At 40.8% G+C, this 25,451-nt stretch carries 23 protein-coding genes and 3 pseudogenes; 5 read left to right on the forward strand and 21 right to left on the reverse strand.

What is annotated here, in order from left to right; translation table 11 throughout:
* The 18 genes and pseudogenes from SST62_RS0110550 to uvrB form a co-directional block, all read right to left on the reverse strand.
* Window positions 1-2,352: a VirB4-like conjugal transfer ATPase, CD1110 family gene (locus SST62_RS0110550; protein WP_029942758.1), complete on the reverse strand. Its 2,352-nt coding sequence runs from the start codon at window positions 2,350-2,352 to the stop codon at window positions 1-3.
* Complete coding sequence (locus tag SST62_RS0110555; protein ID WP_014636633.1) at window positions 2,309-2,662, reverse strand: PrgI family protein; 354 nt, start codon at window positions 2,660-2,662, stop codon at window positions 2,309-2,311. Before SST62_RS0110555 ends, SST62_RS0110550 begins: the two co-directional genes overlap by 44 nt.
* Window positions 2,663-2,723: 61 nt before the next feature.
* On the reverse strand, window positions 2,724-3,578 hold the full coding sequence (locus tag SST62_RS0110560; RefSeq protein WP_029187317.1) for a hypothetical protein: 855 nt from the start codon (window positions 3,576-3,578) through the stop codon (window positions 2,724-2,726).
* Between the two features lie 18 nt (window positions 3,579-3,596).
* Window positions 3,597-3,839 (reverse strand): hypothetical protein, encoded by a 243-nt coding sequence (locus tag SST62_RS0110565; RefSeq protein WP_001072182.1) that lies wholly within the window; start codon window positions 3,837-3,839, stop codon window positions 3,597-3,599.
* Window positions 3,840-3,856: 17 nt separating this feature from the next.
* Window positions 3,857-4,396: pseudogene (locus tag SST62_RS0110570) on the reverse strand (type IV secretory system conjugative DNA transfer family protein); the annotation flags it as partial.
* Between the two features lie 103 nt (window positions 4,397-4,499).
* Window positions 4,500-6,410, reverse strand: a complete 1,911-nt coding sequence (gene ltrA, locus SST62_RS0110575; RefSeq protein WP_029187319.1) for a group II intron reverse transcriptase/maturase — start codon at window positions 6,408-6,410, stop codon at window positions 4,500-4,502.
* A gap of 808 nt (window positions 6,411-7,218) precedes the next feature.
* Window positions 7,219-8,493, reverse strand: a pseudogene (locus tag SST62_RS0110580) (VirD4-like conjugal transfer protein, CD1115 family); the annotation flags it as partial.
* Window positions 8,493-8,981, reverse strand: a complete 489-nt coding sequence (locus tag SST62_RS0110585) for a hypothetical protein (protein WP_029187322.1) — start codon at window positions 8,979-8,981, stop codon at window positions 8,493-8,495. The pseudogene SST62_RS0110580 and the gene SST62_RS0110585, both read right to left, overlap by 1 nt.
* A 76-nt stretch (window positions 8,982-9,057) precedes the next feature.
* On the reverse strand, window positions 9,058-9,642 hold the full coding sequence (locus SST62_RS0110590; protein ID WP_029187323.1) for a CPBP family intramembrane glutamic endopeptidase: 585 nt from the start codon (window positions 9,640-9,642) through the stop codon (window positions 9,058-9,060).
* Between the two features lie 2 nt (window positions 9,643-9,644).
* On the reverse strand, window positions 9,645-9,878 hold the full coding sequence (locus SST62_RS0110595; RefSeq protein WP_001005709.1) for a hypothetical protein: 234 nt from the start codon (window positions 9,876-9,878) through the stop codon (window positions 9,645-9,647).
* A gap of 8 nt (window positions 9,879-9,886) precedes the next feature.
* Window positions 9,887-10,270 (reverse strand): hypothetical protein, encoded by a 384-nt coding sequence (locus SST62_RS0110600; RefSeq protein WP_000895325.1) that lies wholly within the window; start codon window positions 10,268-10,270, stop codon window positions 9,887-9,889.
* A 10-nt stretch (window positions 10,271-10,280) separates the two neighbouring features.
* Window positions 10,281-10,709, reverse strand: a complete 429-nt coding sequence (locus tag SST62_RS0110605) for a hypothetical protein (RefSeq protein ID WP_024381329.1) — start codon at window positions 10,707-10,709, stop codon at window positions 10,281-10,283.
* On the reverse strand, window positions 10,693-12,048 hold the full coding sequence (gene dcm, locus SST62_RS0110610) for a DNA (cytosine-5-)-methyltransferase (protein WP_029942760.1): 1,356 nt from the start codon (window positions 12,046-12,048) through the stop codon (window positions 10,693-10,695). The genes SST62_RS0110605 and dcm overlap by 17 nt, the downstream gene beginning before the upstream one ends.
* Before the next feature lie 148 nt (window positions 12,049-12,196).
* Complete coding sequence (locus SST62_RS0110620) at window positions 12,197-13,015, reverse strand: replication initiator protein A (protein WP_029187324.1); 819 nt, start codon at window positions 13,013-13,015, stop codon at window positions 12,197-12,199.
* The gene (locus SST62_RS01000000111775; protein ID WP_032499457.1) at window positions 13,012-13,185 is read right to left on the reverse strand and encodes a hypothetical protein; all 174 of its coding nucleotides are present in this window, start codon (window positions 13,183-13,185) and stop codon (window positions 13,012-13,014) included. Before SST62_RS01000000111775 ends, SST62_RS0110620 begins: the two co-directional genes overlap by 4 nt.
* A gap of 136 nt (window positions 13,186-13,321) precedes the next feature.
* Window positions 13,322-13,477 carry a DNA mismatch repair protein MutT gene (locus tag SST62_RS0110630; protein WP_029187325.1) on the reverse strand — a complete coding sequence of 52 codons (156 nt, stop codon included), beginning with the start codon at window positions 13,475-13,477 and terminating at the stop codon, window positions 13,322-13,324.
* A complete protein-coding gene (locus tag SST62_RS0110635) occupies window positions 13,470-13,973 on the reverse strand; it encodes a GNAT family N-acetyltransferase (protein ID WP_029187326.1) in 504 nt (167 codons plus the stop codon). Before SST62_RS0110635 ends, SST62_RS0110630 begins: the two co-directional genes overlap by 8 nt.
* Before the next feature lie 24 nt (window positions 13,974-13,997).
* A complete protein-coding gene (gene uvrB / locus SST62_RS0110640) occupies window positions 13,998-15,983 on the reverse strand; it encodes an excinuclease ABC subunit UvrB (RefSeq protein WP_015646791.1) in 1,986 nt (661 codons plus the stop codon).
* 197 nt (window positions 15,984-16,180) lie between these two features.
* Between uvrB and SST62_RS0110645 the strand changes: the two genes are divergently transcribed.
* Window positions 16,181-18,379 (forward strand): ABC transporter substrate-binding protein/permease, encoded by a 2,199-nt coding sequence (locus tag SST62_RS0110645; protein ID WP_029187327.1) that lies wholly within the window; start codon window positions 16,181-16,183, stop codon window positions 18,377-18,379.
* Window positions 18,379-19,119: an amino acid ABC transporter ATP-binding protein gene (locus SST62_RS0110650; RefSeq protein ID WP_002940438.1), complete on the forward strand. Its 741-nt coding sequence runs from the start codon at window positions 18,379-18,381 to the stop codon at window positions 19,117-19,119. The genes SST62_RS0110645 and SST62_RS0110650 overlap by 1 nt, the downstream gene beginning before the upstream one ends.
* Window positions 19,120-19,179: 60 nt before the next feature.
* Here SST62_RS0110650 and SST62_RS0110655 read toward each other — a convergent pair whose 3' ends face one another.
* Complete coding sequence (locus SST62_RS0110655; RefSeq protein WP_029187328.1) at window positions 19,180-19,671, reverse strand: GNAT family N-acetyltransferase; 492 nt, start codon at window positions 19,669-19,671, stop codon at window positions 19,180-19,182.
* A 299-nt stretch (window positions 19,672-19,970) separates the two neighbouring features.
* On the opposite strand from SST62_RS0110655, the pseudogene SST62_RS01000000111780 reads away from it, so the two are divergent.
* Window positions 19,971-21,503 (forward strand): annotated as a pseudogene (locus tag SST62_RS01000000111780) (ATP-binding cassette domain-containing protein).
* 77 nt (window positions 21,504-21,580) lie between these two features.
* Here SST62_RS01000000111780 and SST62_RS0110665 read toward each other — a convergent pair.
* Window positions 21,581-22,861, reverse strand: coding sequence for an O-acetylhomoserine aminocarboxypropyltransferase/cysteine synthase family protein (locus SST62_RS0110665; RefSeq protein ID WP_029187329.1), 1,281 nt, complete (start codon window positions 22,859-22,861; stop codon window positions 21,581-21,583).
* Window positions 22,862-23,000: 139 nt separating this feature from the next.
* Between SST62_RS0110665 and SST62_RS0110670 the strand changes: the two genes are divergently transcribed.
* Window positions 23,001-23,225 carry a hypothetical protein gene (locus tag SST62_RS0110670; RefSeq protein ID WP_029187330.1) on the forward strand — a complete coding sequence of 75 codons (225 nt, stop codon included), beginning with the start codon at window positions 23,001-23,003 and terminating at the stop codon, window positions 23,223-23,225.
* Window positions 23,226-23,412: 187 nt separating this feature from the next.
* Here SST62_RS0110670 and SST62_RS0110675 read toward each other — a convergent pair whose 3' ends face one another.
* Window positions 23,413-24,564 (reverse strand): iron-containing alcohol dehydrogenase, encoded by a 1,152-nt coding sequence (locus tag SST62_RS0110675; RefSeq protein WP_029187331.1) that lies wholly within the window; start codon window positions 24,562-24,564, stop codon window positions 23,413-23,415.
* Between the two features lie 431 nt (window positions 24,565-24,995).
* Here SST62_RS0110675 and SST62_RS0110685 point away from each other — a divergent pair.
* On the forward strand, window positions 24,996-25,451 hold a 456-nt coding region (locus SST62_RS0110685), incomplete at its 3' end, for a transposase (protein ID WP_029942761.1).

The following is a 25,451-nucleotide window of genomic DNA, read 5'->3' on the forward strand; positions in this document are numbered from 1 at the left end:
TCATGTCCTCATTTTTTCAGGGTCCGTACTCATGATGTCAAAGAGCTTGGTGCGTTGTGGAATCTTATTCTTAAACGGGACAACGGTGGAACCGGCCTTGATTAGGCCAGCCCCTTTTTCAGGATTGACCAAGTATTTCTCCAGTTCCTTGGAGAGTCCAAGCATATGCACCAATTCTTCGCGATCGCTCTTAGCCTGTTTTAAAAGAATCATGAACTCGCTATTGGCAATAATACGTCTGCCATTGGCATCTAAAAGAAGAGTCTCTACATTTTGAGTAATACCTGTCGGTATCGCCCCATATTTACGGACACGACTCCAGAGTTTAAAGAAGAAATCAGAGGCATATTTGTCCAATAAAAGAAGCTGCATTTCATCAAAGTAAATCCAGGTCTTCTTCCCTAGCTTTTGATTTTTCACCACACGATTCCAAATCTGGTCAAAGATAACCATGAGGGCAATTTGTTTTAATTCATCGCCTAATTTTTTGACATTGTAAATAAGGAAATGACTGTCAGTTTTGATATTGGTCCGATGTGAAAATATATCTAGCGACCCTTCTACATAGAGTTCCATATCCAGTGCCAAGTCCTTAGCTTCCTGTTCAGGTTGTTGAGATAAGACAAAGACCCACTCGACCAATGATGGTGTGTCAAAATGCTTATAGGTGAGTCGTGTCACACGGTCAATCAAGGACTTCTCACGACCATCCATTTTGCGGTCCAAGAGCTTTCCAATCCAGGACAAGAGAAATTCGGACTTGACCTTGACTGGGTCCTCATCCATATTCTCATCGGATAGGTCTAAGACATTTAAGAAGGTAGTGGAATCTGGGGCAATATCAATACTCTCCCCACCAAAGGCTTGACCGATAATACTGTACTCATTTTCTGGGTCAACAATAATAATTTCAGTTTCACTATCTGCTTCCTTGAGCTTAGTAGAGATGATTTCATGTTTTGTCGCCATCCCTTTGCCAGCTCCAGAAGTCCCTAAAATCAACCCTGACGGAGTATTTAACTTGCCACGGTCAATACTGATGATATTACTTGAGATTTGATTGATGCCATAAAATTTCCCACCCTTGTCCTGAATATCAACAGAAGTCCAAGGTGCATTCACGGCAATGTTTGAAGTCAATAGAGACCGAGAAACACCTTCAAGATAGTTCTTCCCAAATGGCAAGAGACTATTAAAAGCAGCTTCTTGCATGTAGGTCAAATTATCGATAATCATATCATTAGACCCTGCTACTTGCTTGATAATATCCAGAGATTGTTTGAGTTGGTCTTCAGTATCTGCCAGCACACCAATCAGAAATACGGTGTCAAACAGTTTATCTCCTGTTTGGGTCATGGTTTGAAGAAGAGCTTCTGCTTCATCGATGTTGTTTTCGAGAACATGGCCAACCTTCTCTAAATAGATGCCAGTCCGAGCCATCTTTTGTTGTTCCCCAATCTTTTGTGATTCCATCAAGGTTTTCTTGGTTCGCAGCTTGGTCATGGTTTCAGACTTAGTTGAGCCTTTTGCATGTAGGCTAATCATCACTTCCAAATCAGACTGCATGAGGTCACGAATAAATTTATCCCCTAGCTCCATACCGTAATCACGAACATAGACAATCTGTAACAATCTATCGTCCAATTCAATATGATTCTTGTGTTTAAAGGAAAGGTAGGTTGGGGCAATATAGTGTTTGGTGGATTGACCTGATAGGGTCAAATCCTTGTAAGAGAATGGTAAATGATTTTCACCTCGTAACATATTCGCAAGGACATTCACTCGCTCCTCTCCACCAAGCAGACCAAGAGACACATCAATCTCAGAAAAGCCACTCTTGAAATATTCCCCAATCTGTGACAGAGAACGAAAAGCTAGTTTTGGTGTTTGGTCGCTCTTGCCAAATGAAAGAAACTTGACAGCCGAAAAGTTGTTCTCACCCGCCTCTAAGTTGGCATCCATCATGCGATTCAATTCATCACGATAAGCATCAAACCCATCTTCCTGCAAGGGATAGAGAATACTCTTACGGAATTTTTCCAGATTGACCTTTTGATTGAAAATGGTCAGTTGGAAATTGGTCTTATCATCCAATGAATTGATTAAATCGGAATATTTCTCAACAATAGCTCCCTTATGATCTAAACCAACTGTTTGATAATTGACATCACCTAAGAGATAGGTTTGTGAGAAATAACTTGGACTGACTTGCATGAGGCCATTCTGAAAAAGTCCTTGATAGGCTAACGTATTTACGGTAGAGGGTCTGATCTCCTGCTTCTGTGCTTTCGTCTTTTGCTTTTTGTCATTAGAAGAGGTCTTTGGTTTCATTGAGTGTTTTAATTTTTTCACGTTGGTCTCCTTTTCTTCCAGTAAATGTACGATCTGGTACTGTTAGTTCATAATGAAATCGGTACTTGAGATAGGTTTCAAATGGTAAATCATTAGGGCGATAGACCCCAAATAACATGAGTGGAATGGTAAAGCTAAAAACAAAACCATAGACAAACCAATCCCCAAATTGCCAGTAAAATAGGTTCAAGCCCAATACCAAAATAGTTATGGCGACGGCTGGAAATACAAAAATAACCTGTCTAGTTGTAAATCCTAACCATGCCCTGTGTTGAACCTTTGAAATGTCCTTAAAGACACGTGTGTTCATAAATGTTCTCCAATCTAAGTAAGCTATAAAAAGAGGAGGCGAGATAATGCCTCCCTTCCTCCTACATCCCCAAAATACTTCGGGCGGTTCGTTGACTGCCAACTAAGGCAATGATTAATAAGATAGCCTGTACCAAGCCACCAAACATAATGGCGAGTGATTCCATAACTCCAGCTCCATTTGATACGGCAATCTTTCCAGCCGATTCAAACAAGGGAACAAGCGATACAATTAGAAAAATCAAGATACCTTGAACGGCATAGACCATGATGTTCTTAAGGTAGCCAATCCCAACACTTCTCCAGTCATCACTAAGGAAGGTCGGAATGGTAACAGGGGCAAAAGGAATCATCAGATAAAGTTGGATAAAGCGAATGGTAATCAAGATATTGACAACCATGATACTCACCATTCTCACCAACCAAATGAGAATCGCAAAAAAGCCAATAATCATTTTTCCTACAATTCCAGATCCCTTGATGCCTGTGATGGTATCGTAATTAACACCACCATTCGTGACAAGCCCTGCCACTTGTTCAATAATATAAGAGGCAATGGCAATAATGGCTTCCACAATAACCGTCGTATTGGTAATCACGACCGCGACCATAATGTAGCTGACAATCATAGGTGCCATGGCTTCAAAGGTCATCGCACCACCTGAGTTGGCGATTTTCTTGGCCATTTTTGAGAATTCGAGTACGAGAACAACCGCAAGAATAGCTACTCCCAAGGGCTGCATAATCCCCTTGGTAATGGCTGTCATGTAAGACCACACCGTCGGATTAAAGTCTGCTAGTGATTTAACCAAGTTGGCGGTTGATTCTAAATCCACTTGAAACCCTTCAAAAAGGCTATCGCTAGATACTTTTTCAGAGGCTAGAAATACAAAAGGTGACGTAAAATTCATCATCATGTCATGTTCTGACCTCCTCTAAATGGTAATCTGTGTCACAAAAGCACCAGCAGCACCCACCATTACCCCACCAACAATTTCTAGAATGGCATTTCGGACACCTGGCCCACCATCTTTAATGTTGGTTGAAAGGTTGATAATGCCCATGACAACAAGAAAAGCTCCCACTGCAATTAAGCCTTTTTGTAATAGAGACATGGCTTGGGAGAACATGGAGCTGGCGTCCACTCCGTATACAAAGCCTGTTAGTTTTTGATTCATATTTTTCCTCATTTCTATTAATGTAGTGACGTTTCTGTGCTTAAATCCCGTATTTGATAGTCTGACAAGTTCAATTCTTCCTCTTTAGCCAAGGGATTGATGTGATAGTTCCACCAACGCTCATCGGTTTCCTTATCAGCGAGCAACTTCCAATGTTTGTGTTTGAGTGGGAAATATTTCTTGGTCCGAAAAACAGGAACTCCTGCAATGCGTACGAGACATTCATCTCGTTTCATATTTCCTACTTCATCTGCTGTCATCAAGTCACGGGCAATTTTCTGGTGAGAGGTAGAACTTGAGCCAGTCTGACCAAATGAACGACTGGTACTTCTGACATCGATAGTTTGTTTGCCTAGAAGTCCACTCATGAACTTAAAGGTTTCCTCATCATTCCCACCCAAATAGAGGAGACTGTCACAGTTCCCCAAAATGGTTTTCCAAGCTTCTTTTTCCTTATAAAGTCCTTGGAGTTGGGCAATATTTTGCAAGATTGGTACTAGACTCATATTCCTAGAGCGAACTGTTGAGGTTTGTTCGGCAAAGTCTGGGATTTCTCCGAATAGCGATAGGTAAGCCTCTGGTGTTGCCACCTCGGGCTTTTCCCCCGCTCCACACCGTGCATGATAGTTTCCCATCACACGGCGTTCCACCGACTAAATCTTACTTTTTAGTGCCTATATAGTCCTCGAATTGTATCATTTCTAGCTCCCTGTGTTCACGAAGCTTATTGATTTTATCTTGCATTTCTTTGGTCAATGGTAGATTTTTGAGTAGCTTACTTACTTTATTGCTATTTTCTTCTCCTACCAAATCCGATACTTCTTTTGAGAGAATAATTAAATTCCTGTAAGTATCGTTTCTTTCTCCTTTGCAAGGCTTGATGTGTTCACAGACCATATCCACAATGGTCAAAGCATTATGCGTAACAGCACATTTGCCTTTTTGTGCTATATACCTTGAAAGAGCATTATCTGCCATCTCAAATGTAGGATAGAGATGAGCATTTTCCATCATATACTTCATAACTTCAAAGCTGATACAGTTTTCAGCGTCTGAGTATTTCCTCACATATTTGTTGACTTCACGTCTTTTATATTTTGGATATTCATAAGATACATATCCGACAGGAACAATCATACGACCATTTATCCATCTACATTGTTTGGACTTTCCGTACTTATCCAAGATGTATTTGCTTGTAATTTCACCTTGTTTCTCTATGGGAAAGCATCGTTTGTTATGATTCATTCCGTTGCTTTTCCCTGTAACCTTAAAGGCTATTTCCGCAAAGTCGGATGACACAAGCGTTGCCATACAGTAATAATTGTGCATTCCCATGACCATAGCGTTGTAAAGACTTATATTTTTATCTAATTCACTTTGTTTGCTTGGGTTTTTAATATCTTTCCAAACAGAACCCAGTTTACTGATAACCTTGACTTTACTCTTATCTGCCATATGGGAACGAATAATCCACTTATTCCCTTTTGGTACTACCTTGAATTTTATTCCAAGAAAAGTCGTGTAGTTCTTTCTAAGGTTAGTAATTCCTGATTTTTCATCACTTGTCTTCAAGTGAAGATTTTCAGCTAACCATAGCTTTGTCGCACCCATTACCTTAACCGATGTCACATAATCTCTACAGAATATTTTAAAATCATCCGCATATCTTACGATATACATTTCTTTTAAGTCGGTTTTTGCTCTGAGCTTGTTCCACTTCTGCGTTCGGTCTATTGTGAGTATGTTTCCCTCGTTATCAACCTTTGTATACTCGTAGCCTGTACTTCCCTCTTTGATTTTGAACATTTCCCACTGATTAGCAACCCACCAGTCCAGTTCATTCAGTACTACATTAGCTAGTAGTGGAGATAGAATACCACCTTGAGGTGTACCTGTTTCTGGTGTGATGACTATATCTTTGAACAGAATATCTGCTTTTAACATTTGCTTGATTATCATAATCAGCTTTCTGTCCTGTACTCCCAATCCCCATAACTGACGGATAAGTTTTGAGTGGTCAATATTATCAAAGAAGCCTGTGATATCCACATCTACAACAAAGTGCAGATTTTGTATTTGTGCCATTTTATAGCACTGTGCTATTGCGTTCTGTGTAGACCTATACGGTCTGAAACCATTGTTCCTTTCGTGAAACTTAGCTTCACAGATTGGCTCTAACACCTGTAAGACACACTGTTGTATCAGTCTGTCCCAAATACTCGGAATTCCAAGAGGTCTTGTCTTTCCATTATATTTCGGAATTTCTACTCGTCTGACTTTCTTTGGTTGATAATAGTTCAACTTGTTTCTGATGGTTTTTATGACCATTTCGATAGGTAATTTCTGTATTTCTACAATCGTTTTACCATCTGTACCAGGAGTTTTACTCCCATTATTCTTGCAGATATTTCGATATGCAAGTATGATGTTTTGGTCAGAGACAATCATTGGCATGAGCCTATCAAATCTCTTACCGTTCAGGCTATCTTCATAAAGCTGATAACCTATTTCTTTAGTGTCATACCTTTCTGCATTTCGTTCTGCTTTGTTTACAATTCGTTTTGCCATAGTAACCAACTCCTTATCGGAGAATGATTTTTTCTTAGTCGCACCACGACAGCTATGAAAATCTCCTTTTGGTGATTACTATATAGACATGAAAGAAAATTTAGTATCGGCTTGTGGCTATCCCTCCACCGCTTATTATCACGGTTTCTTCGGTACTGTGCCACTACTTTCACAACCACAAATGCACTTATTGTAGAAAATGTTCTTTCAGACTTTTCATTTTCGATACAACTACGGTACTTTGTCGCTGATACAGTCAGCTCCCGTATTGGTTGCTTTCCACGTTCCACATAACTTAGGATTGTTACCACTTAGGTCATTCCTTTAGCCCTGCAAGTATTATCTTCAAGACTTTTCTCAAGATACCTGTGTCCTGTAAACACAGAGGGTATTTCATACTAACAACTTTTACTTTACCCCACTTGCGTACCCACTGGTACACTGGCATTTCTACCAGCCATTCGTTTAGAGCCGTACATTCGGAATTTTGTCAGACCGCCTATTTGGTCATTCTAACCATATGATAACCCCGCCCGCACTGTCACACACAACACCTACCTCTAGGTATCTTTCCTAGTATTTCTACTTTAGGGTGTGCTTCGCACGACTTCCCCGAGCTTATAACCTTAGTCGTCTGTATCAGACCAACGCTATTCGGAGTATTAGCGAATCCCCTTCAGGGCGTTACCCCATCATTTGAGATTTCAGTTATGCAGTTCTCTAAAACCACATTATTAAATTGTTTGTGACTTTAGGCTACGCTTTTGTCGGTTATTCCTACCGCTTTGGGCGTAGAACGTGTCACACCATTCGCAAACTCATCCAGATAGCTTCTAACATGAATCGGCAGTTGCCCTTTAAAGTCAACATCAGCCTGTCTGGTCAAAGTGGAGAAAACCGTAGTGAAAAATAAAGCAGATAGGAAACGAAAGGTCGTATCATTGTCTGGAATAACAAGATAGACCATGGTCTTTTGAGTGCCCCATGTTTTCAAATCCATAGTGTCTCTTTGTGTCAAATCAATCACTGATTGGATATTAAAAAGGGCAAATTTAGCTGTTGTGACCGCAATCACCGAATCCAACGTCTTATCCTTATAGTTTTGGAAATCCGCCCAATTTCGCATAGTAAAGTTTTCGTGACCGTATTTTTTAGCATAATCTTCAAACAAGACTTCGAGAACACTTTTGTCCTGATTGTCTCCCTTTGATAAGAGTTTGATGAGTTTCCCAATCTCTGAAAAGGCTGGATAACGGCCACGCTTACGTCTTGCTTCCTGTTCTTGCTTGGAACTCCCTGGAGGATTGTAAAAATCTACCAAATAAGAGGCAATAGCTCTCACCAATGTCATGGAAGCCTCGTCCCAAAAGGGATCACTGCGAGAACCATTTCCCTTGGTATTATTAAAATAGACCGTTAACATGCGGTTCAAATCGTTCTCTGTTTCTACATAACGAAAGGGATTAAAACCGTCTGAATTGGTCATATTAACCAGATCTAAAACCTTGATCTGATAGCCATTTTCTAAAAAGAGTTTTCCTGTTTTTTCTGCTAAGTGGTCCTTTGGGTCAACGACAATGTTAGAACAGTTCAGCTGTATCAGATTGGGTTTGACAAAGCGAAAGGTCTTTCCTGCTCCAGAACCACCAATCACAATTAAATTCTTATTTCTATCAAACTGGGGTTTCTTTTTTTCCAACAAGGTCAGACGGACATCTCTAGCCAGAATCGTGTCATTGAAAGGATTCTTACTGTAAAAGCATCTCTTTTCCTTACTGGTTCCAAATCGGGCAGAACCGTATTCTTCCCCTTCTCGATAGACCTTCTGTCCTGTCGATACATAAAGATAAACTAGCGTCATCGTTAGTATTCCAAGGATAAAGGCAAGAAGAGATTTTTGAGTAAAGGAAAATAGCCATAAAGGATTGAAGACTTGATTTAGCCCCTCTCCTAAGAGATAGGCAAAACGTTCCATAGGTGGGGCATTGGTTAAACTATCATAGAGTAGGGTTAGACGATGGCAGAAATAGCCAAAGGCGAGACCCAAGAGTCCAAAGACAAATGCTATTTGCCTGGAATACATTACAAGGTCACCTCCTTGGTTTTGACTGCCGAAGGTTCTGTCACTCTTATTTTCTCTTTGGCCAGTTCTATCTCTTGGTCCAAGGTTTTATCAAAGGTTAGACATTCTAACTTTTCTGGGTTAGACACCAGTTTCTTCAACAATTCATCTAAGTGATGATCGAGCAAGGTCTTATCCTTGGCATAAAAGTAGAGATAGTCTTTTTGCCAACTAATTGCGATTGGCAGTTTTTCCGACTCCATCAACTCCTTAAATTTCTCAACATCAATTGGCTTATCTAGGATGTCTTTACTAACATCAATCGCTTCAATGGCGTAAGGGCTTTGAAGGAGTTCTTCCAGTTTTTGAACGCCAATCTTATACGCTGAATCTTGAGCTAAGGCCTGCCTAGCCGACCATTCTAAAAGCTTTAAGAGGGTTCTGACTGTCAATAAACTACTTCTTTCTACGTATTGCATCGCTTGACGTTCTTGTTGTTCAGATGACATGGTGACCTCCTCTTCTTTGGATTCCCTATCAAACATAAGGTGCTTCCATAATACGGAAGCACTCTTGATTTTGGTATCACAAGAATGTCAAGACATAAACCAAACTATTCCAAAGTAAATGTACGGTGATTGCCGTCATACAATCAGTTTTCAATCGAACAGCAGCCAAGGTCAAGCCAAGACAGCTATAGATGAGCCAACTCCCGAACTGAATAGGACCATGGGCTAGAGCAAAGAGAAAACTGGTCACTCCTATTTGTACAAAAGGGAATGTCAATTTTTCCCACAGCAGTTGCCTATAAACTACCTCTTCAAGGACACTTGCATTGACCAAAAACAATAAAAAGATAACATGAGGAACCTGCTTTCCTACTTGTACCAATATCGCTTGATTCCTAGTCTGAACTGGAAATAGAAAACTGATAAAGACTGCAAAAGCAACCATAACCAGAAAACCAAGAAGCAACCATCTTAGGCGATTTTGCAAGGTTACAATTTTTGCTTGAACAGTTTTATGACGGGCAATCTCTAAGCAAGTCACACTTAATAGGACTAATTGTAGCAAGATTAAGACCTCAATCGTCAGATACTCTTGTAGGTATAAACTCACCAGAAGTCCGTTAAGCTGTATGGCTAGATAAGACAACCCTATCCTTATCATTGTCACCTCTTAAATAAATCTTCATAATCAATATCTAATACCAAAACGATTCGCTCAACCCATCTTGTCTGTGGCATTAGACGATTGGATTTGTAATGCCGTAATTTTTGATAGAGGCGATTAAACTCACTTGGATAAACATATTGACCTTTGAATACTTTGCGAGCTAGTTCTGCCCAAGTGAGTTCTTTTTCTGCCAGAATGATTTCTAAATTGTCCCAAAATCGTTCATTCATCTTCACACCTACCCTGTCACTTGTTTCATCAGGCTGGCCTGAAACAGCTCTTCTTTTACCTGTCTGGGAAGAAAGGTTCGCACTTCATCTAACCCAATAGCTGGATAGACATGATTTTGGCAGACAATGAGAGGCAGACGAAGGTTTTGGTCTGGTTTTTGGAGAATAAGCTGAATCATCTCATTCAAACTTATCGAATATTGACGCTTAAACCGAAGAAATCGTGGCGACAGCAACTCAAAGCAATCCGTAGTTTTGGCAAAGAGTGACAGTAAGATTTCACGGTTTACATCACACGCTTTTGTACAACGATAAGCCACACCATAGGTCGTCAAAATGGTTAGTAAGTCTTGATTTGTATTGGCATTATTTCCTAAATATACCTCAAGCATAGGCTCCTCCTTATAGGGTTAGGCTATTTTCAACTGTTGGTTCAGGAGTTGAGAAATAGCGACTCATATCAATGGGCATCCGTCCTTCACCAAAGCACTTGACCGTCACCAGAGTCGTTAATATGCCATCCTTTCCCCTAGCAGTATAATTTTCACCAAAGGCACGAAAGGCCAGGTGGTTGTCTTTCGTCAATAGTGTATCTACTCCATTTTTAATATCCCTTGTTTCCAAAAAATCCGAAATCCGATGTAGATTGGATTCGTAGAATAGGGGATCATTCATCTCTTTGTGGTAATCATCTTCAAAAGTCACCTCAAAGTCACAATCAAAATTGGGGAGCGACAGTATCTTTTCCAGTAACTGATTGGTTTCAACTTGGTGAATACGTTCCTCTAATTCAGTACAATCTAGGATACTTTTCTTATGTAGTAGGTTCATGTTTTTCTTCCTCTTCCATTCTTCTAAATTCTCTGGCAATGGCTTCAATAACTGTGACAGTTACACTATTGCCTGCCTGTTTGTATAGTTGGCTCTTACTGGAAACACTCTCTGCTCTTTCATAAGCCCAATCAGGAAAGCCTTGAAGTCTGAAACACTCTCTTGGTGTCAGTCGTCTAATTCTTAGGCGATAGAGTTTTCCGTCTAAGACAATGCCTGTGACTTCATACCACTTATCCTGTCGATATTCCAGAGCAGCGACCACCACTCCCATATTATCTGAAGTCGTCAGGGTATTGGATATTCCCTTTCCCACTCGTCCCCTACGTTTGGTTGAGTCTGGATAAGCCAGATTGACAGAGTCTCCAAGAGTTGCCTTTGCGTATCCTGTTTTTGTGGCTTCCTTGATCTTCAGAAATGGCAGCTCCTCCCTCAGAAAAATCTTTGGCACCTTATCTCCACCCTGCATGGTGGTCAAGGTCGGTGACAAGCCAGCAATGTCAAAGACTCTTCCAGTCTGGTCAAAACTAGTCGGCAGATTTCCTGCGACAACAACTCCGTGTCTGTCTTGACTGGTCAAAGTAAACATAGGATCTTGATTATCCTTAAATCGACGCCCATGTTGACGTTTTTCAATTCTATCTGGGGTTAAGACAGGAATGGCGATTTTTGCCCCCTCTCCTTTACCTCTCGTTAGTGTAGGAGCAAGTCCACTCGTCAGATAGACTTCACCATTCAAACCACGTTTAGATGGATTGATATTTCCTAGCCTTTCAAGATGAGCTGGGCTGTTTTCTCTTCTGAGAGGAAATAAGAATCTGGGACGGTATCTTCTAGAATGTCCGATAATAAAGACCCGTTCTCTGTTTTGCGGGACTTGGAAGTCCTTACTGTTAAGCACCTGCCATTCGACATCATACCCCAATTCATCCAGCGTGGAGAGGATTGTGGAGAACGTCCGTCCCTCATCGTGATTGAGTAGGCCTTTGACGTTTTCCAAAAATAGAAAACGTGGTTGGATTTGTTTGGCCGCTCGAGCAATCTCAAAAAAGAGAGTCCCTCGAGTATCTTCAAATCCCAGTCGTCTTCCTGCGAGTGAAAAAGCTTGGCAAGGAAATCCCCCGCAGATAATCTCCACTTGCCCTCTAAATTGTCTAAAGTCATGGTCTGTGACCTCTTTAATGTCATGGTATTCTATTTCTCCTTCTGTGTTAAACATGGCTTTGTAGGATGTTCTAGCGAATTTATCAATTTCACAAAAGCCCAAACACTCATGGCCCTGTGCTTCCATTCCTAGCCTAAAACCACCTATCCCAGCAAATAAATCTAAAAATTTCATTCTTCCTCTCTTTCCAAATAAAAAAGAGCCTTACACTTGTAAAACTCTTGCCTATATATGATCATCCATTTCAGGTGCACGGATGATTTCAACAATCAAAATGATGATAGAAATCAAATAGATTCCACCTAGTATCCACCAAATCATCTTAATCACCTCCCTTTACTTCTTGTCGTCTCAGTTGCTTGGTCCATTCTGACAGCACACCATTAAACACGTATTCAGCTATCACTTCCGCTGACCGAGCAAACCGCATATGTTCCAATGCGTACTGATAACGTTCACTAAAATAGATCATGGCATAGTCACTAGCCGACTGAGATAGACCTGTCTGTCTTAATTGGTCATGAACCAAACCCCAAATATAGTCTCGATCGTACTTGGTCACGGCATCGACTTTTGAAGAATAGTTTTCTTCTTGTTTTTTATCTACTAGCTGCCTCTCCTCCTCGTCCTCAATAAGGAAATCACTCCCTTCAGTCTCACTATAATTAGTCTCACTTCCTTCAGTCTCACTAGGGGCTGAATTTAAGACCGGCCCCGTCTTTCTTTGAGACCCCCCTGGTGTTTTTTTAACACTAGCCCCGTTTGAATCGGAGACTGGGGTAGGTTCATGTTCTAATTCCCCCAAGTAAATTTTATTTGCCATACGACCTTTTTCACTAGAAGACTGTTGGACTTCATCAATTAAGCCATATTCACGTAAGGTTTTCTTGATAGAGAGTAATTTTGACTTTGAACAGCCTAAAAGTGCCATCAGATTTGAATTGGAATAAATCAAATAAATTGCCCCATCCTCATCAATCCAGCCTTTACTCAAAGACAACTCCAACCGATCTTTTAAAACCGCGTAGGCTACCTTAACCTCCAGTTTCATATCCTTATACCGTTCACTCTCAAACAAAACTTTAGGGAGTTTATAATATCGCTCTGATGTCTGATACTGATTAGCGGTAATACGTTTCATGATTGTCCCTCCAAGACTAATATTCCAACATTTCCAAATTCATCAAATCGGATTAAACCTACTTGTTCCATTTCATCAATTAGCTGAGTTGCTTTCTCAATATCAACTCCCAAGATAGACGCGAGATGACACATCACCATTTGACGTGATGATTGTTCCTTCTTTTTCATGAATTCCTCCTGAAAATAAAAAAACGAGAACACTTATTAAAATGTTCTCGCTTATGCGATATTATAAATAATAAAATAAATTTTTCCTCCTTAACGACAGATTGTAGAACGCTCAAATCCTTGATTTATCAGCGTTTTAAGCACCTGTCATTATTATGACACAATCCCCACCTGGAAAGGCAACACCAGACCAACGATAACGCTTGGGATCTCGAATCTGTACAACGACCTTCCCTTCCTTATCTTCGATTAGGCACATATTGGTCAAGGTAACCGTTTCTTTTCTAGCCATTTTCTCTCTCTTTCTGTTTAAAAATCATTCTATATTCTGTCCGTTCTGCACCTAAATTGACCGTTTTTTTGACACCGTCAAATCGGAATCCCACTTTTTCATAAAAAGCAATGGCACGCGCATTTCCCTCCAATACCCATAGAGTAACCGTTTCGTAGCTCTGCAATTTTTCCAAAGCTGCCTGCATGAGCTGGTAGCCTATCTTCTGATTATAATAGTCCGCCAAGACATAGAGGGCGAAGAGCTCCCCTGCTCCTGGCAAATCCTCCTGACTAGACGAGCCGTAACAGGCAAAACCAACCACCTGCTCATCCACCAGTGCTACCAAGACATTCTGAGGATAGCGAAAGGCCCAGTCTTGACAGCGTTCTAAGGTGTAAGCATTCTTCAAAAATTCCTGAGGTAACAAGTCAGCATAGACTTCCTGCCAAGACTTCCAATGGACATAAGCCTTGCCCCTGATTTCCTCCTCAGTCTGCATGGGTTTGATAAGCATATCCCTACCTCCGTGAATTATTTTCTACATATTCTTCAATTCAATAACCATGTCACGAATCTGCGCTGCCAGTTCAAAGTCAAGCACTTCTGCTGCTTCCTGCATTTGACCTTCCAGTTTCTTGATCATAGCCTTGCGTTCATCTTTGTTGAGGGCATTGAAGTCCACCACTTCTTCCTTGTCCTGAGTGACAGCCTTGGTCACGCTAATCAGGTCACGGATTTCCTTCTTAATAGTCTGTGGGATGATGCCATGTTCTTCATTATAAGCCATTTGGATTTGGCGGCGGCGGGCTGTTTCGTCCATAGCCTTGCGCATGGACTCAGTGACCTTGTCCGCGTACATAATCACATGGCCCTCAGAGTTACGGGCCGCCCGACCGATTGTCTGGATGAGCCCTCGTTCATTACGGAGGAAGCCTTCCTTGTCCGCATCTAGAATAGCCACCAGACTAACTTCTGGCACGTCAATCCCTTCACGAAGCAGGTTAATCCCTATCAAGACATCAAAGACACCTAAGCGAAGATCACGAATAATCTCCGTACGCTCCAAGGTCTTGATATCCGAGTGCATATACTTGACCTTAACACCCATTTCTTTCAGGTAGTCGGTCAAATCCTCTGCCATTTTCTTGGTCAGGGTAGTGATAAAGGTCCGTTCGCCTTTCTCAACACGGGCATTGATTTCACCCAAGAGGTCGTCCATTTGGCCCATGGTTGGACGGACTTCCACTTCTGGATCCAGCAGTCCGGTCGGCCGAATGATCTGCTCGACAACGGTATCGGTCTGCTCCATTTCATAGTCACCCGGCGTCGCAGATACATAGACGATCTGGTGGACATGGCTCTCAAATTCTTCCCTGCGTAGCGGACGGTTGTCCAGTGCACTCGGGAGGCGGAAGCCATAGTTGACCAACATCTCCTTGCGTGAGCGGTCACCATTGTACATCCCCTTAATCTGCCCCATGGTCATGTGGCTCTCATCAATCATAATCAGGTAGTCCTCAGGGAAAAAGTCCAGCAGAGTGTACGGAGGCTCGCCCTCGCTTCGCCCGTCCATGTGTCGTGAATAGTTCTCAACTCCGTTGGTGTAGCCCATTTCCCGTAGCATTTCAATGTCGTAGTCGGTTCGTTGTTTCAATCGCTGAGCTTCTAAGAGTTTTCCTTCTGCCTCAAAGACCTTGAGCTGCTCTTCCAGTTCTGCTTGAATCTTGGCAATGGCCGTTTCCATGTGATCGTCGTTGGTCACGAAGTGGGTGGCAGGGAAAATCGCCAAGTGGTCCACATCGCCCAAGACCTTACCTGTCAGGCTTTCAATCTCACGAATGCGGTCGATTTCATCCCCGAAAAACTCCACACGGAAGGCATGCTCATCACGAGAAGCTGGGAAAATCTCCACCACATCACCACGCACACGGAAGCGTCCCCGTTGGAAGTCGATGTCGTTGCGCTCAAACTGAATATCGACCAGAGAATTAAGCAACTGGTCACGGGAAATCTCCTGACCTGGGCGGAGGCTGACCACGCTATCTGAATATTCCTTGGGCGATCCCAAACCGTAGATACAGGAAACGGAGGCCACGACGATGACATCGTTGCGTTCTAGCAAAGCTGACGTCGCTGAGTGACGGAGTTTGTCAATCTCATCATTGACCGAACTGTCCTTCTCAATATAGGTATCGCTAGACGGTACATAGGCTTCTGGCTGGTAGTAATCATAGTAAGACACGAAGTATTCGACCGCATTTTCTGGGAAGAATTCCTTGAACTCACTGTAGAGCTGACCAGCCAAGGTCTTATTGTGGGCGATAACCAAAGTAGGCTTATTGACACGGGCAATGACCTGACTCATGGTGTAGGTCTTACCAGTACCAGTCGCCCCCATGAGAATCTGGGCTTTTTCGCCCCCCTCGATGTTATCGACTAGGGTTTCAATGGCTTGAGGCTGGTCACCAGACGGTGCATATTTTGACACAAGTTTAAATTGGTTTTCAGTATTTCGATTGATCATACTCCTATTTTATCATAAGTTCGACTAATGGAGAAACATTCTAAACCATTCACGACCATGTCCAAAATATTAAATTTTCTCACATTTTAATGACTTTGTATGTCAGAAATTATAACATTGCAAAAACCTCAATTTTGCATTAATTTTCAGAATATGATATACTAGGACAGTTATTTTATAATAGAAGGAGTATGGAAATGAAGAAAAAATTACTCATACTATTGACAAGTATTTTGTCAGTATTCTTTATTTTTACCGGTGTCAAGGCTGATGATACAATCGATATCGTTTTCGACAACGCCTACGCACCATTTGAGTTTAAAGACTCAGACCAAGTTTATAAAGGATTAGACGTTGATATCATCAATGAAGTTGCCAAACGCTCTGGTTGGACAATGAATCAAACCTTCCCAGGATTTGACGCTGCGGTCAATGCAGTTCAATCAGGTTCTGCCGATGCGTTGATGGCAGGTACAACTATCACCGAAGCGCGTAAGAAAGTATTTACTTTCTCAGACCCTTACTTCGACACCAAAATCGTTATCGCTACCACAAAGGCAAATACCATCTCTTCATATAAGGACCTTAAAGGCAAGACTGTCGGTGTCAAAAACGGTACCGCAGCTCAAAACTTCCTAGAAGAAAACAAAGACAAGTACGGATACAACGTAAAAACTTTTGATACTGGCGATTTGATGTATAATAGCCTTTCTGCTGGTGCTGTTGATGCTGTAATGGACGACGAAGCGGTTATTCAGTACGCTATTCAACAAGGTCAGGATCTAAGCATTGATATTGACGGCGAAGCAATCGGTTCATTTGGTTTCTCAGTTAAAAAAGGTAGCCAATACGAGTACCTCGTAGAAGACTTCAACAAAGCTCTTGCCGCTATGAAAAAAGACGGTACTTATGAAAAAATCATGAATACATGGTTGGGTTCATCCACTGTTTCTGCTGAAACTACTGATTACTCTTCTCGCCTAACATTGACTGGTGATGCAAGTGCTAAAGCAACACCTGTAAAATCAAGCTATACAATCGTTGCAGATTCATCATTTGCTCCATTTGAGTATCAAGATGAAAATGGCGACTATGTCGGAATTGACATGGAATTGATTAAAGCGATTGCTGAACAACAACGCTTTACCATTACCATTCAAAACCCAGGTTTCGATGCTGCCTTGAACGCTGTTCAAGCTGGACAAGCCGATGCCGTGATCGCAGGTATGTCAATCACAGATGCTCGTAAGGAAATCTTTGATTTCTCTAATGCTTATTACACTTCAAATATCTTGTTGGCTGTTAAAAACGGAAGTGATATTGCTTCCTATGAAGATTTAATTGGTAAAACAGTCGGTGCTAAAAACGGTACAGCTTCATATACTTTCTTAGAAAGCAACAAAGACAAGTACGGTTACACCCTAAAAGCCTTCGATGAAGCTTCTGGAATGTATGACAGCTTGAACTCAGGCTCGATTGATGCCCTCATGGATGACGAAGCGGTGCTTCTATACGCTATCCAACAAGGTCGTAACTTCGCAACTCCAATCCCTGGTGAAAAATCTGGTGAATACGGATTTGCTGTTAAAAAAGGTACTAACCCTGAATTGATTGAAATGTTCAACAATGGTATGGCTGCTCTTGTGGCATCAGGCAAGTACGATGAAATTTTGAACAAATATTTCAACACAACAGAAGAAACAAGTACAACCACTACAACAGTTGACGAGACAACAATTGTAGGTCTCTTGAAAAACAACTACGGCCAGTTACTCTCAGGTCTTGGTATCACAATCGGACTTGCTCTTCTATCATTCACTATTGCAATTGTCATCGGTATTATCTTTGGTATGTTTGCAGTAAGCCCAGTTAAAGCACTTCGTGTGACAGCATCTGTCTTTGTTGATGTTGTTCGTGGTATTCCACTCATGATTGTTGCCGCATTCATCTTCTGGGGCATTCCAAACTTGATTGAATCAATCACAGGTCAACAATCTCCAATCAACGACTTTGTCGCTGGAACCATTGCCCTCTCATTAAACTCTGGTGCCTATATCGCTGAGATTGTTCGCGGTGGTATTCAAGCCGTTCCAGCTGGTCAGATGGAGGCGTCACGCAGTTTAGGAATTTCTTATGGAACGACCATGCGCAAGATTATCCTACCTCAAGCTGGTAAAATCATGTTGCCAAACTTCATCAACCAGTTCGTTATTACCTTAAAAGATACTACAATCATTTCAGCAATTGGTTTGGTTGAGCTCTTCCAAGCAGGTAAGATTATTATCGCTCGTAACTATCAATCATTCCGTATGTATGCAATCCTTGCTATCATCTATTTGGTGGTTATCACACTCTTGACGCGTTTGGCACGCAAGCTTGAAAAAGGAGGGAAATAATGGCTCAATTAAAAATCAACGTACATGATTTACACAAATCATACGGAAAAAATGAAGTCCTCAAAGGCATTACTGCTAAGTTCTATGAAGGGGATGTTGTTTGTATCATCGGTCCTTCTGGTTCAGGTAAATCAACATTTCTACGGACAATGAACTTACTTGAAACCATTACGAGTGGACAAGTAACTGTTGACGGGTATGACTTGACAGATCCTAAGACCGATGTGGATGCATTCCGCTCCAATGTCGGAATGGTATTCCAACACTTTAACCTCTTCCCGCACATGTCTGTACTTGACAACATCACTTTTGCGCCAATCGAACACAAATTGATGGACAAATCTGAAGCTGAAAAAGTAGGCATGGAATTATTGGAAAAAGTTGGATTGGCAGACAAACGCGACGCTATGCCAGACAGCCTTTCAGGTGGTCAGAAGCAACGTGTTGCCATCGCTCGTGCCCTCGCTATGAACCCAGACATCATGCTCTTTGACGAACCAACTTCCGCCCTTGACCCTGAAATGGTTGGCGATGTACTCAACGTTATGAAAGACTTGGCTGAGCAAGGTATGACCATGTTGATCGTCACACACGAAATGGGCTTCGCTCGCAAGGTTGCTAACCGCGTTATCTTCACTGATGGCGGTGAGTTCCTTGAAGATGGTACACCAGAGCAAATCTTTGACAACCCACAACATCCACGTTTACAAGACTTCCTAGATAAGGTATTGAACGTGTAAAAATACAAAAAGCCTTTGACCATGTGTGTCAGAGGCTTTTTAACATCTCACAATTAATACCTATAACATCTTTTTGTAAGAACAACCTTTCTCTGTCTTCTTTACTGCTTCAAAGCCACATTTCTCAAACAGCTTTCGTGAACCAAGATTCCAATCATAAATTTCTTCGACAAGTATTTCCTCAAGCCCGACTTCCCTTGCACGCTCAATCATTCGCTGTAACACCTTAGTCCCGATTCCCTTTTTCCAATACCGCTTGTCTCCAATGGCAATGGCAAAATCATCTGCAAACAGCGTCACATCACCAATTGGGATAAACTGATTGTCTTCAAAAATTTCAATAAAGTAACATTCTCCATTTGTTGCCAAATAGCCATACATACGATTGAGCCGATCCAAAGTATAAGGTTCCTTATTTCCATCAACCAGCCAGACCAATTCTAGATCTTGGTGCCATTCAAAAGCAAAATCATGCTGGCCATCATACCGACGTAGACGAACTTGTTTGTCTATTTCTAAAATATCTGCTTGCTCAATTCCCTTGATTGCCATTTCGGATCCTCTCTCATTAACATTAAGTTCATTTTAACATACATCTCTATCAATATCAATAAATTTTATAACATGTTGATTGACAAGATTTTAGCGATATGCTATATTAAAACAAATAAAGCATGCGAGGTAAGAAGAAATGGACAATAACAAGTAAACTAAATTTAAGTTCTATACTTATTTAGTAGTTTTCTTGCGTCCATTTTTCTGTTCCCTCTATTCCTTGAATAGGGTCTTTTTGAGCAGATTTCGACACACTACTAAATAGGTAGTGTATTTTTTCTTGTAAAGGAGGCCTTATGCTACTAACCACTCAACACCTAACCCTCGACCATCAAAAAGATTTGAGAAATCTGGTTCATGACCTAAACCTCATTGTCAACCCTGGCGATAAAATAGCCATCATCGGCGAAGAAGGAAATGGCAAATCCAGCCTATTACTCACCTTGATGGATTCAACTCTTGTTGCCGACTACCTGCTTCAATCAGGCAACATTCACCGATATTTTCACTCACCAGTCTATATTCCCCAAAGTCTTCCACTGGAAATAGCAGAGCTAACCTTGAACGACTACTTCTTTGGAGATATAGAGAGCAATATTGATTACGGTCTACTCTACCTCTATGCTGACCAGCTCCAGTTTGACAGCGAGCGATTTGCCAGTCAACAATTGATTGGAAGCCTGTCAGGTGGCGAAAAATTAAAAATTCAATTGATAAAATCACTAGCCACTCCATCCGACATCGTCTTTCTAGATGAACCGTCCAATGACTTAGATTTGGATACCTTGCTTTGGCTGGAAAATTATATCATCACTAGCCCTAAAACCATCCTATTTGTTTCACATGATGAAGATTTTCTTAGTAAAACAGCTACAAAAATCATTCACCTAGAATCAGTTAAAAAGAAAACACTTGCTCAAACCAAAGTTGAAGAACTGGACTATCAGGATTACACATAGAAGCGCCAACAAGCCTATCAGAAGCAAGTCCAACAAGCTCGGAACGACCAAAAAGAATTTGACAAGGCCATGAACAAGCATCTACGTCAAAAATCACAGGTTCGTCATACCTTGCTCAACACCCATGATGCCACACTAGGACGGCTTATAGCCAAGAAAATGAAGAATGTCTTATCGCGTGAAAAACGATATGAAAGAATGAAGGAAAATCTCACACAAGTTCCTTTTCATGAAGATGCTATTTCCCTCTTCTTCTCAGACATTTCACCACTACCAGCTAGAAAGCAAGTACTTCACTTAGAAAACTTCCAATTAAAGGTTGACGAGCGACTACTCGTTCAAAACATCCATTTCAACTTAAATGGACAAGAGAAAATTGGCATCATTGGACAAAATGGAATTGGTAAATCCAGCTTTCTGAAAACAATTCATCATGAACTCAGGCAACGAGCGGACATAAACTTGGGCTACATGCCCCAGCACTATACAGAAGTCCTTGATGAGTCTAAAACACCTCTTGATTTCTTATTAGAAAATGGCAATCGTGAGCAGGAACAACTGATCTTAACACATTTAGCCAGTCTGCAGTTTACACGACAAGAAGTTCATCATAAGATCTGTGAACTTTCTGGTGGACAAAAAGCCAAGTTACTTTTGTTAAAAATGGTTCTTGATCAAGCCAATTTTCTCTTATTAGATGAACCCAGTCGAAACTTCTCTCCTACTTCTCAGCCATATATTCGTCAACTATTTGCCGATTATCCTGGTGGCTTGGTATGCGTATCACACGACAGATGTTTTTTGAAAGAAGTTTGTCAAAGAATCTACCGACTAAGTGAGAATGGACTGGAAGAACTAGAACAGATATAAAAAAGGAAATTAGCATACACGCCAAATTTCCTTTTATTTATTAATAAAGAATGAAGTCATGCTATTCGATTCACAACCTATAATTTATCAAGAGCAAGCTGTAAGTCCTCAATCAAATCATTGACATTTTCAAGACCGATTGATAGGCGAATTTGATTTGGTGTGACCCCAGCAGCAAGTAAATCTTCCGGAGCTAACTGAGCATGGGTGGTTGTAGCTGGATGAACGACCAATGATTTAGCATCGGCAACGTTTGCTAAATTGGAAAAGATTTCCAAACTATCAATAACCTTACGCGCTTCTTCTGCTCCGCCATTTACTTGGAAAGAGAAAATAGAGCCAACTCCCTTAGGCAGGTATTTATCCGCCAAAGGCTTATAAGGACTATCTGGAAGTGATGGATAATTGACCGACTCTACCTGAGGATGACTAAGTAAAAAGTCAACAATCTTTTCAGCATTAGATACATGACGCTCTACACGGAGAGACAAGGTTTCTAACCCTTGCAAAAGCAAGAAGGCGTTGAATGGAGAAAGGGCAGCACCTGTATCGCGAAGCAATTGCACACGGACTGCTACAATAAATGCTGCAGCACCAATATCACGAGTATAACTAATGTTATGATAGCTTGGATCTTCTTCAACAAATTGAGGAAACTTACCAGATGCCGCCCAGTCAAACTTACCGCTATCGACAATCACACCGCCAATGGTCGTCCCATGTCCACCGATAAACTTGGTGGCAGAATGAACTGCGATATCAACACCATGAGAAAATACATTAATCAAATATGGGGTTGCAAAGGTATTATCTGAAACAAGCGGGATGTGGTGGTTGTGTGCAATTTCTGCCAATTTTTCAAGATCAGGAATATTGATAACAGGATTTCCCAAGGTTTCAATAAATACAAGTTTTGTATTATCTTGAATGGCAGTTTCTACTGCTTCAAAGTCATCAATATCTACAAAGCTTGTTGTAATACCATAGCGAGGAAGGGTTTCTTTGAATAGGTTAAAAGTCCCACCATAGAGTGTCGTTGCCGCCACAATGTGATCGCCAGCATGTGCTAATGCTAGAATAGTGTATGTGATGGCTGCCATTCCTGAAGAAGTGGCCAAGGCACCAATACCACCTTCTAAAGCAGCAACACGATTTTCAAAAGTAGAGACCGTCGGATTCGTGATACGAGTATAGATATTCCCTGATTTACGCAAGGCAAATAAATCTTCTGCTTCTTGAGCGTCTTCAAAAACATAGGAAGTAGTTTGATAGATAGGTACCGCACGTGATTTTGACGCGGGATCAACTTCCTGTCCAGCATGGAGTTGAAGGGTTTCAAATGAAAATTCTCTAGTCATAAAGGTGCTCCTTTGGTCTTTTTCTGTATTTTACCTTATTTTTACCACCTTGACTAATACTTAAATATTAGAGAGATGTATAGTTAACAACTATAGCCATAGAGTCAGTTATTCTAAAAGAATTATTTTTCTAAATTACATGGAAACTAAACAAGCACTTAAATTCCTAAAATGTAAGTCAGTAAAGGCTGAGAAATACACTTCAAAAATCGTGACATTTCTTCTCAACATGCAATTAATGGACAAGCTACTGGAGCAAAACGGTGCAAGCTTTTCCCTTCTTTACGAAGCTGGCAAATTCCATATCTTTGTCGTTTTTACAGTCATCATTTCGAAGTCAACGAAAATCGATTCGTCAAAGTAGGCTAATGGTTAAATATCTTACTAAACTACGACATTTAGGACTATAAAAACTAAATGACCAAATCTTAGAACAAGTTCTATTCAATTTTATCTGATATTCGTTAGCCATACTTCCACAAAAAAGAGGAAGCCGGGCAAACCATAATGGATCACTTGCCCCGCTTCCTTAACAGAAAACAAATATTATCCTAGAACAATTCTTTATAGAATGAAATAGTTTCTTCTAATGTTGGCATGAATGGATTGCCTGGTGCACAAGCATCAATTAAGGCATTCTTAGAGAGGTATTCAAAGTCAAAGTCTTCTTCCTTGATGTCCAACTCTGTTAATTTTTTCGGAATTCCAACTTTGGCAGACAATTCTTCAATTTGTGCAATGGCATAGTCAGCACATTCTTCATCAGTCTTACCTGCGATATCAAGACCTAAAGCTTTTGCGACATCACGGAAAGCTGCTGGTACACGTTTGGCATTTTCACGTTCAATGATTGGCAAAATCATAGCACAGCAGACACCGTGTGGCAGATCGTAAACAGCACCTAATTGGTGAGCCATAGAATGCACATAGCCCAGACCAGCATTGTTAAAGCTCATACCACCAAGGAAAATAGCATGGACCATAGCCTCACGGGCTTCTATATCTTGTCCGTTTTCAACTGCTCGTGGTAGGTATTCTTTAATTAACTCAATGGCACCCATTGACAGTTTCTTGGTCACACCGTATGCTCCAGGAGTTACCAAGGCTTCGATGGCATGAGTCAAGGCATCCATACCTGTTGCTGCAGTCAAAGCTGCTGGTTTGGACAACATAAGCTCAGGATCGTTAACTGACATAACAGCTAAGCTGTTTTTATCCACCATAACCATTTTAACCTTGCGTTCTTCATCGGTAATGACATAGTTAATAGTGATTTCAGCTGAAGTTCCCGCAGTTGTATTGATTGCTACAACTGGCAGACCAAGTTTTTCTGACTTATGCAATCCTTCATAGTCTTGTGGTTTGCCGCCGTTTGTTGCCATAATGGAAATACAGCTTGCCGCATCCTGAGGAGAACCACCACCGACAGAGATGATAAAATCACAGTCATTTTCCTGCAAAACTGCTAGTCCATCAAATACATTTTTACAAGTCGGGTTAGGATCGACCTTACTAAAGACTACGTAGTCAATACCTACTTCATCAAGTGGCTTGGTCACTTTAGGTAAAATATCACTTGTTCGGATAAAATCATCTGTTACAAGCAGAGCCTTTTTGTAGCCCAAATCCTTGACATAACTTCCAATTTCGTTGACACAACCGCGACCAATCAAGTTGACCGCTGGAACGTAAAATGTTGCCATAGACAAGCTCCTTTATTTATTTGAATTATTTTATATTATTATACTATTTTTGGCGGATTTTGTAAAGAAAATGTGAAACTTTTAACGTAAAATATTGCCTCCTACCAAAGACAATGTTTAACCATCCACCTTACTGCTACTCTGCAACAATTCGTTTACTTGATGAATGGTTTAAAATTCAGTAAAATAATATTTAAAGGGGGGAAAATTATGAATTTACTCGACTATATCGGTCCGATTCTTTTCATTACTGCAATCATTAGCTACAGTCTCTATAGGAGGTTAAAAGATAGCAAAGCCACTATTATAGTACCAAAATGTCCAAAATGTAAGTCAGATAAACTTCAAAAATACACTCCTAAAAAAGAACCCACTGAAAAAGTCATCAACTTGATGTCTTTTTTTGCTATACTAGAGTCGAGGTGATTCCTATGCTTGATAATCAAATTCAGTTAGATCTTAGTTCCTATTCTCCCCTGTATGATATTGTTGTTCCCAAAAATCATTTTTTACGGCAGCTAACGGAACTCTGTGATTTTAGTTTTATCTATGATGAGTTAGAGAAACATTATTGTGTCGACTTTGGTCGAAAGGCTTACTCACCCATCATGATGTTTAAATACCTTTTGTTGAAAGATATTTATCATTTATCTGATGTCGATGTTGTCGAGCGTTCGTTATCGGATATGGCCTTTAAGTATTTCCTTGGTCTAGCTCCAGAGGATTCTGTTATTGATGCGTCCTCTCTTACCAAGTTCAGAAAGTTACGTATTAAAGATGAACACTTTTTGGACTTATTAATACAAAAATCGATTCAAATCGCCCTTGAACACAAGCTCATTAAACAAAAAATCCTCATTGTAGATGCGACACATACCAAATCCCAC

The sequence above is a fragment of the Streptococcus suis YS56 genome (assembly GCF_000440115.1).
Lineage (GTDB): Bacteria > Bacillota > Bacilli > Lactobacillales > Streptococcaceae > Streptococcus > Streptococcus suis_L.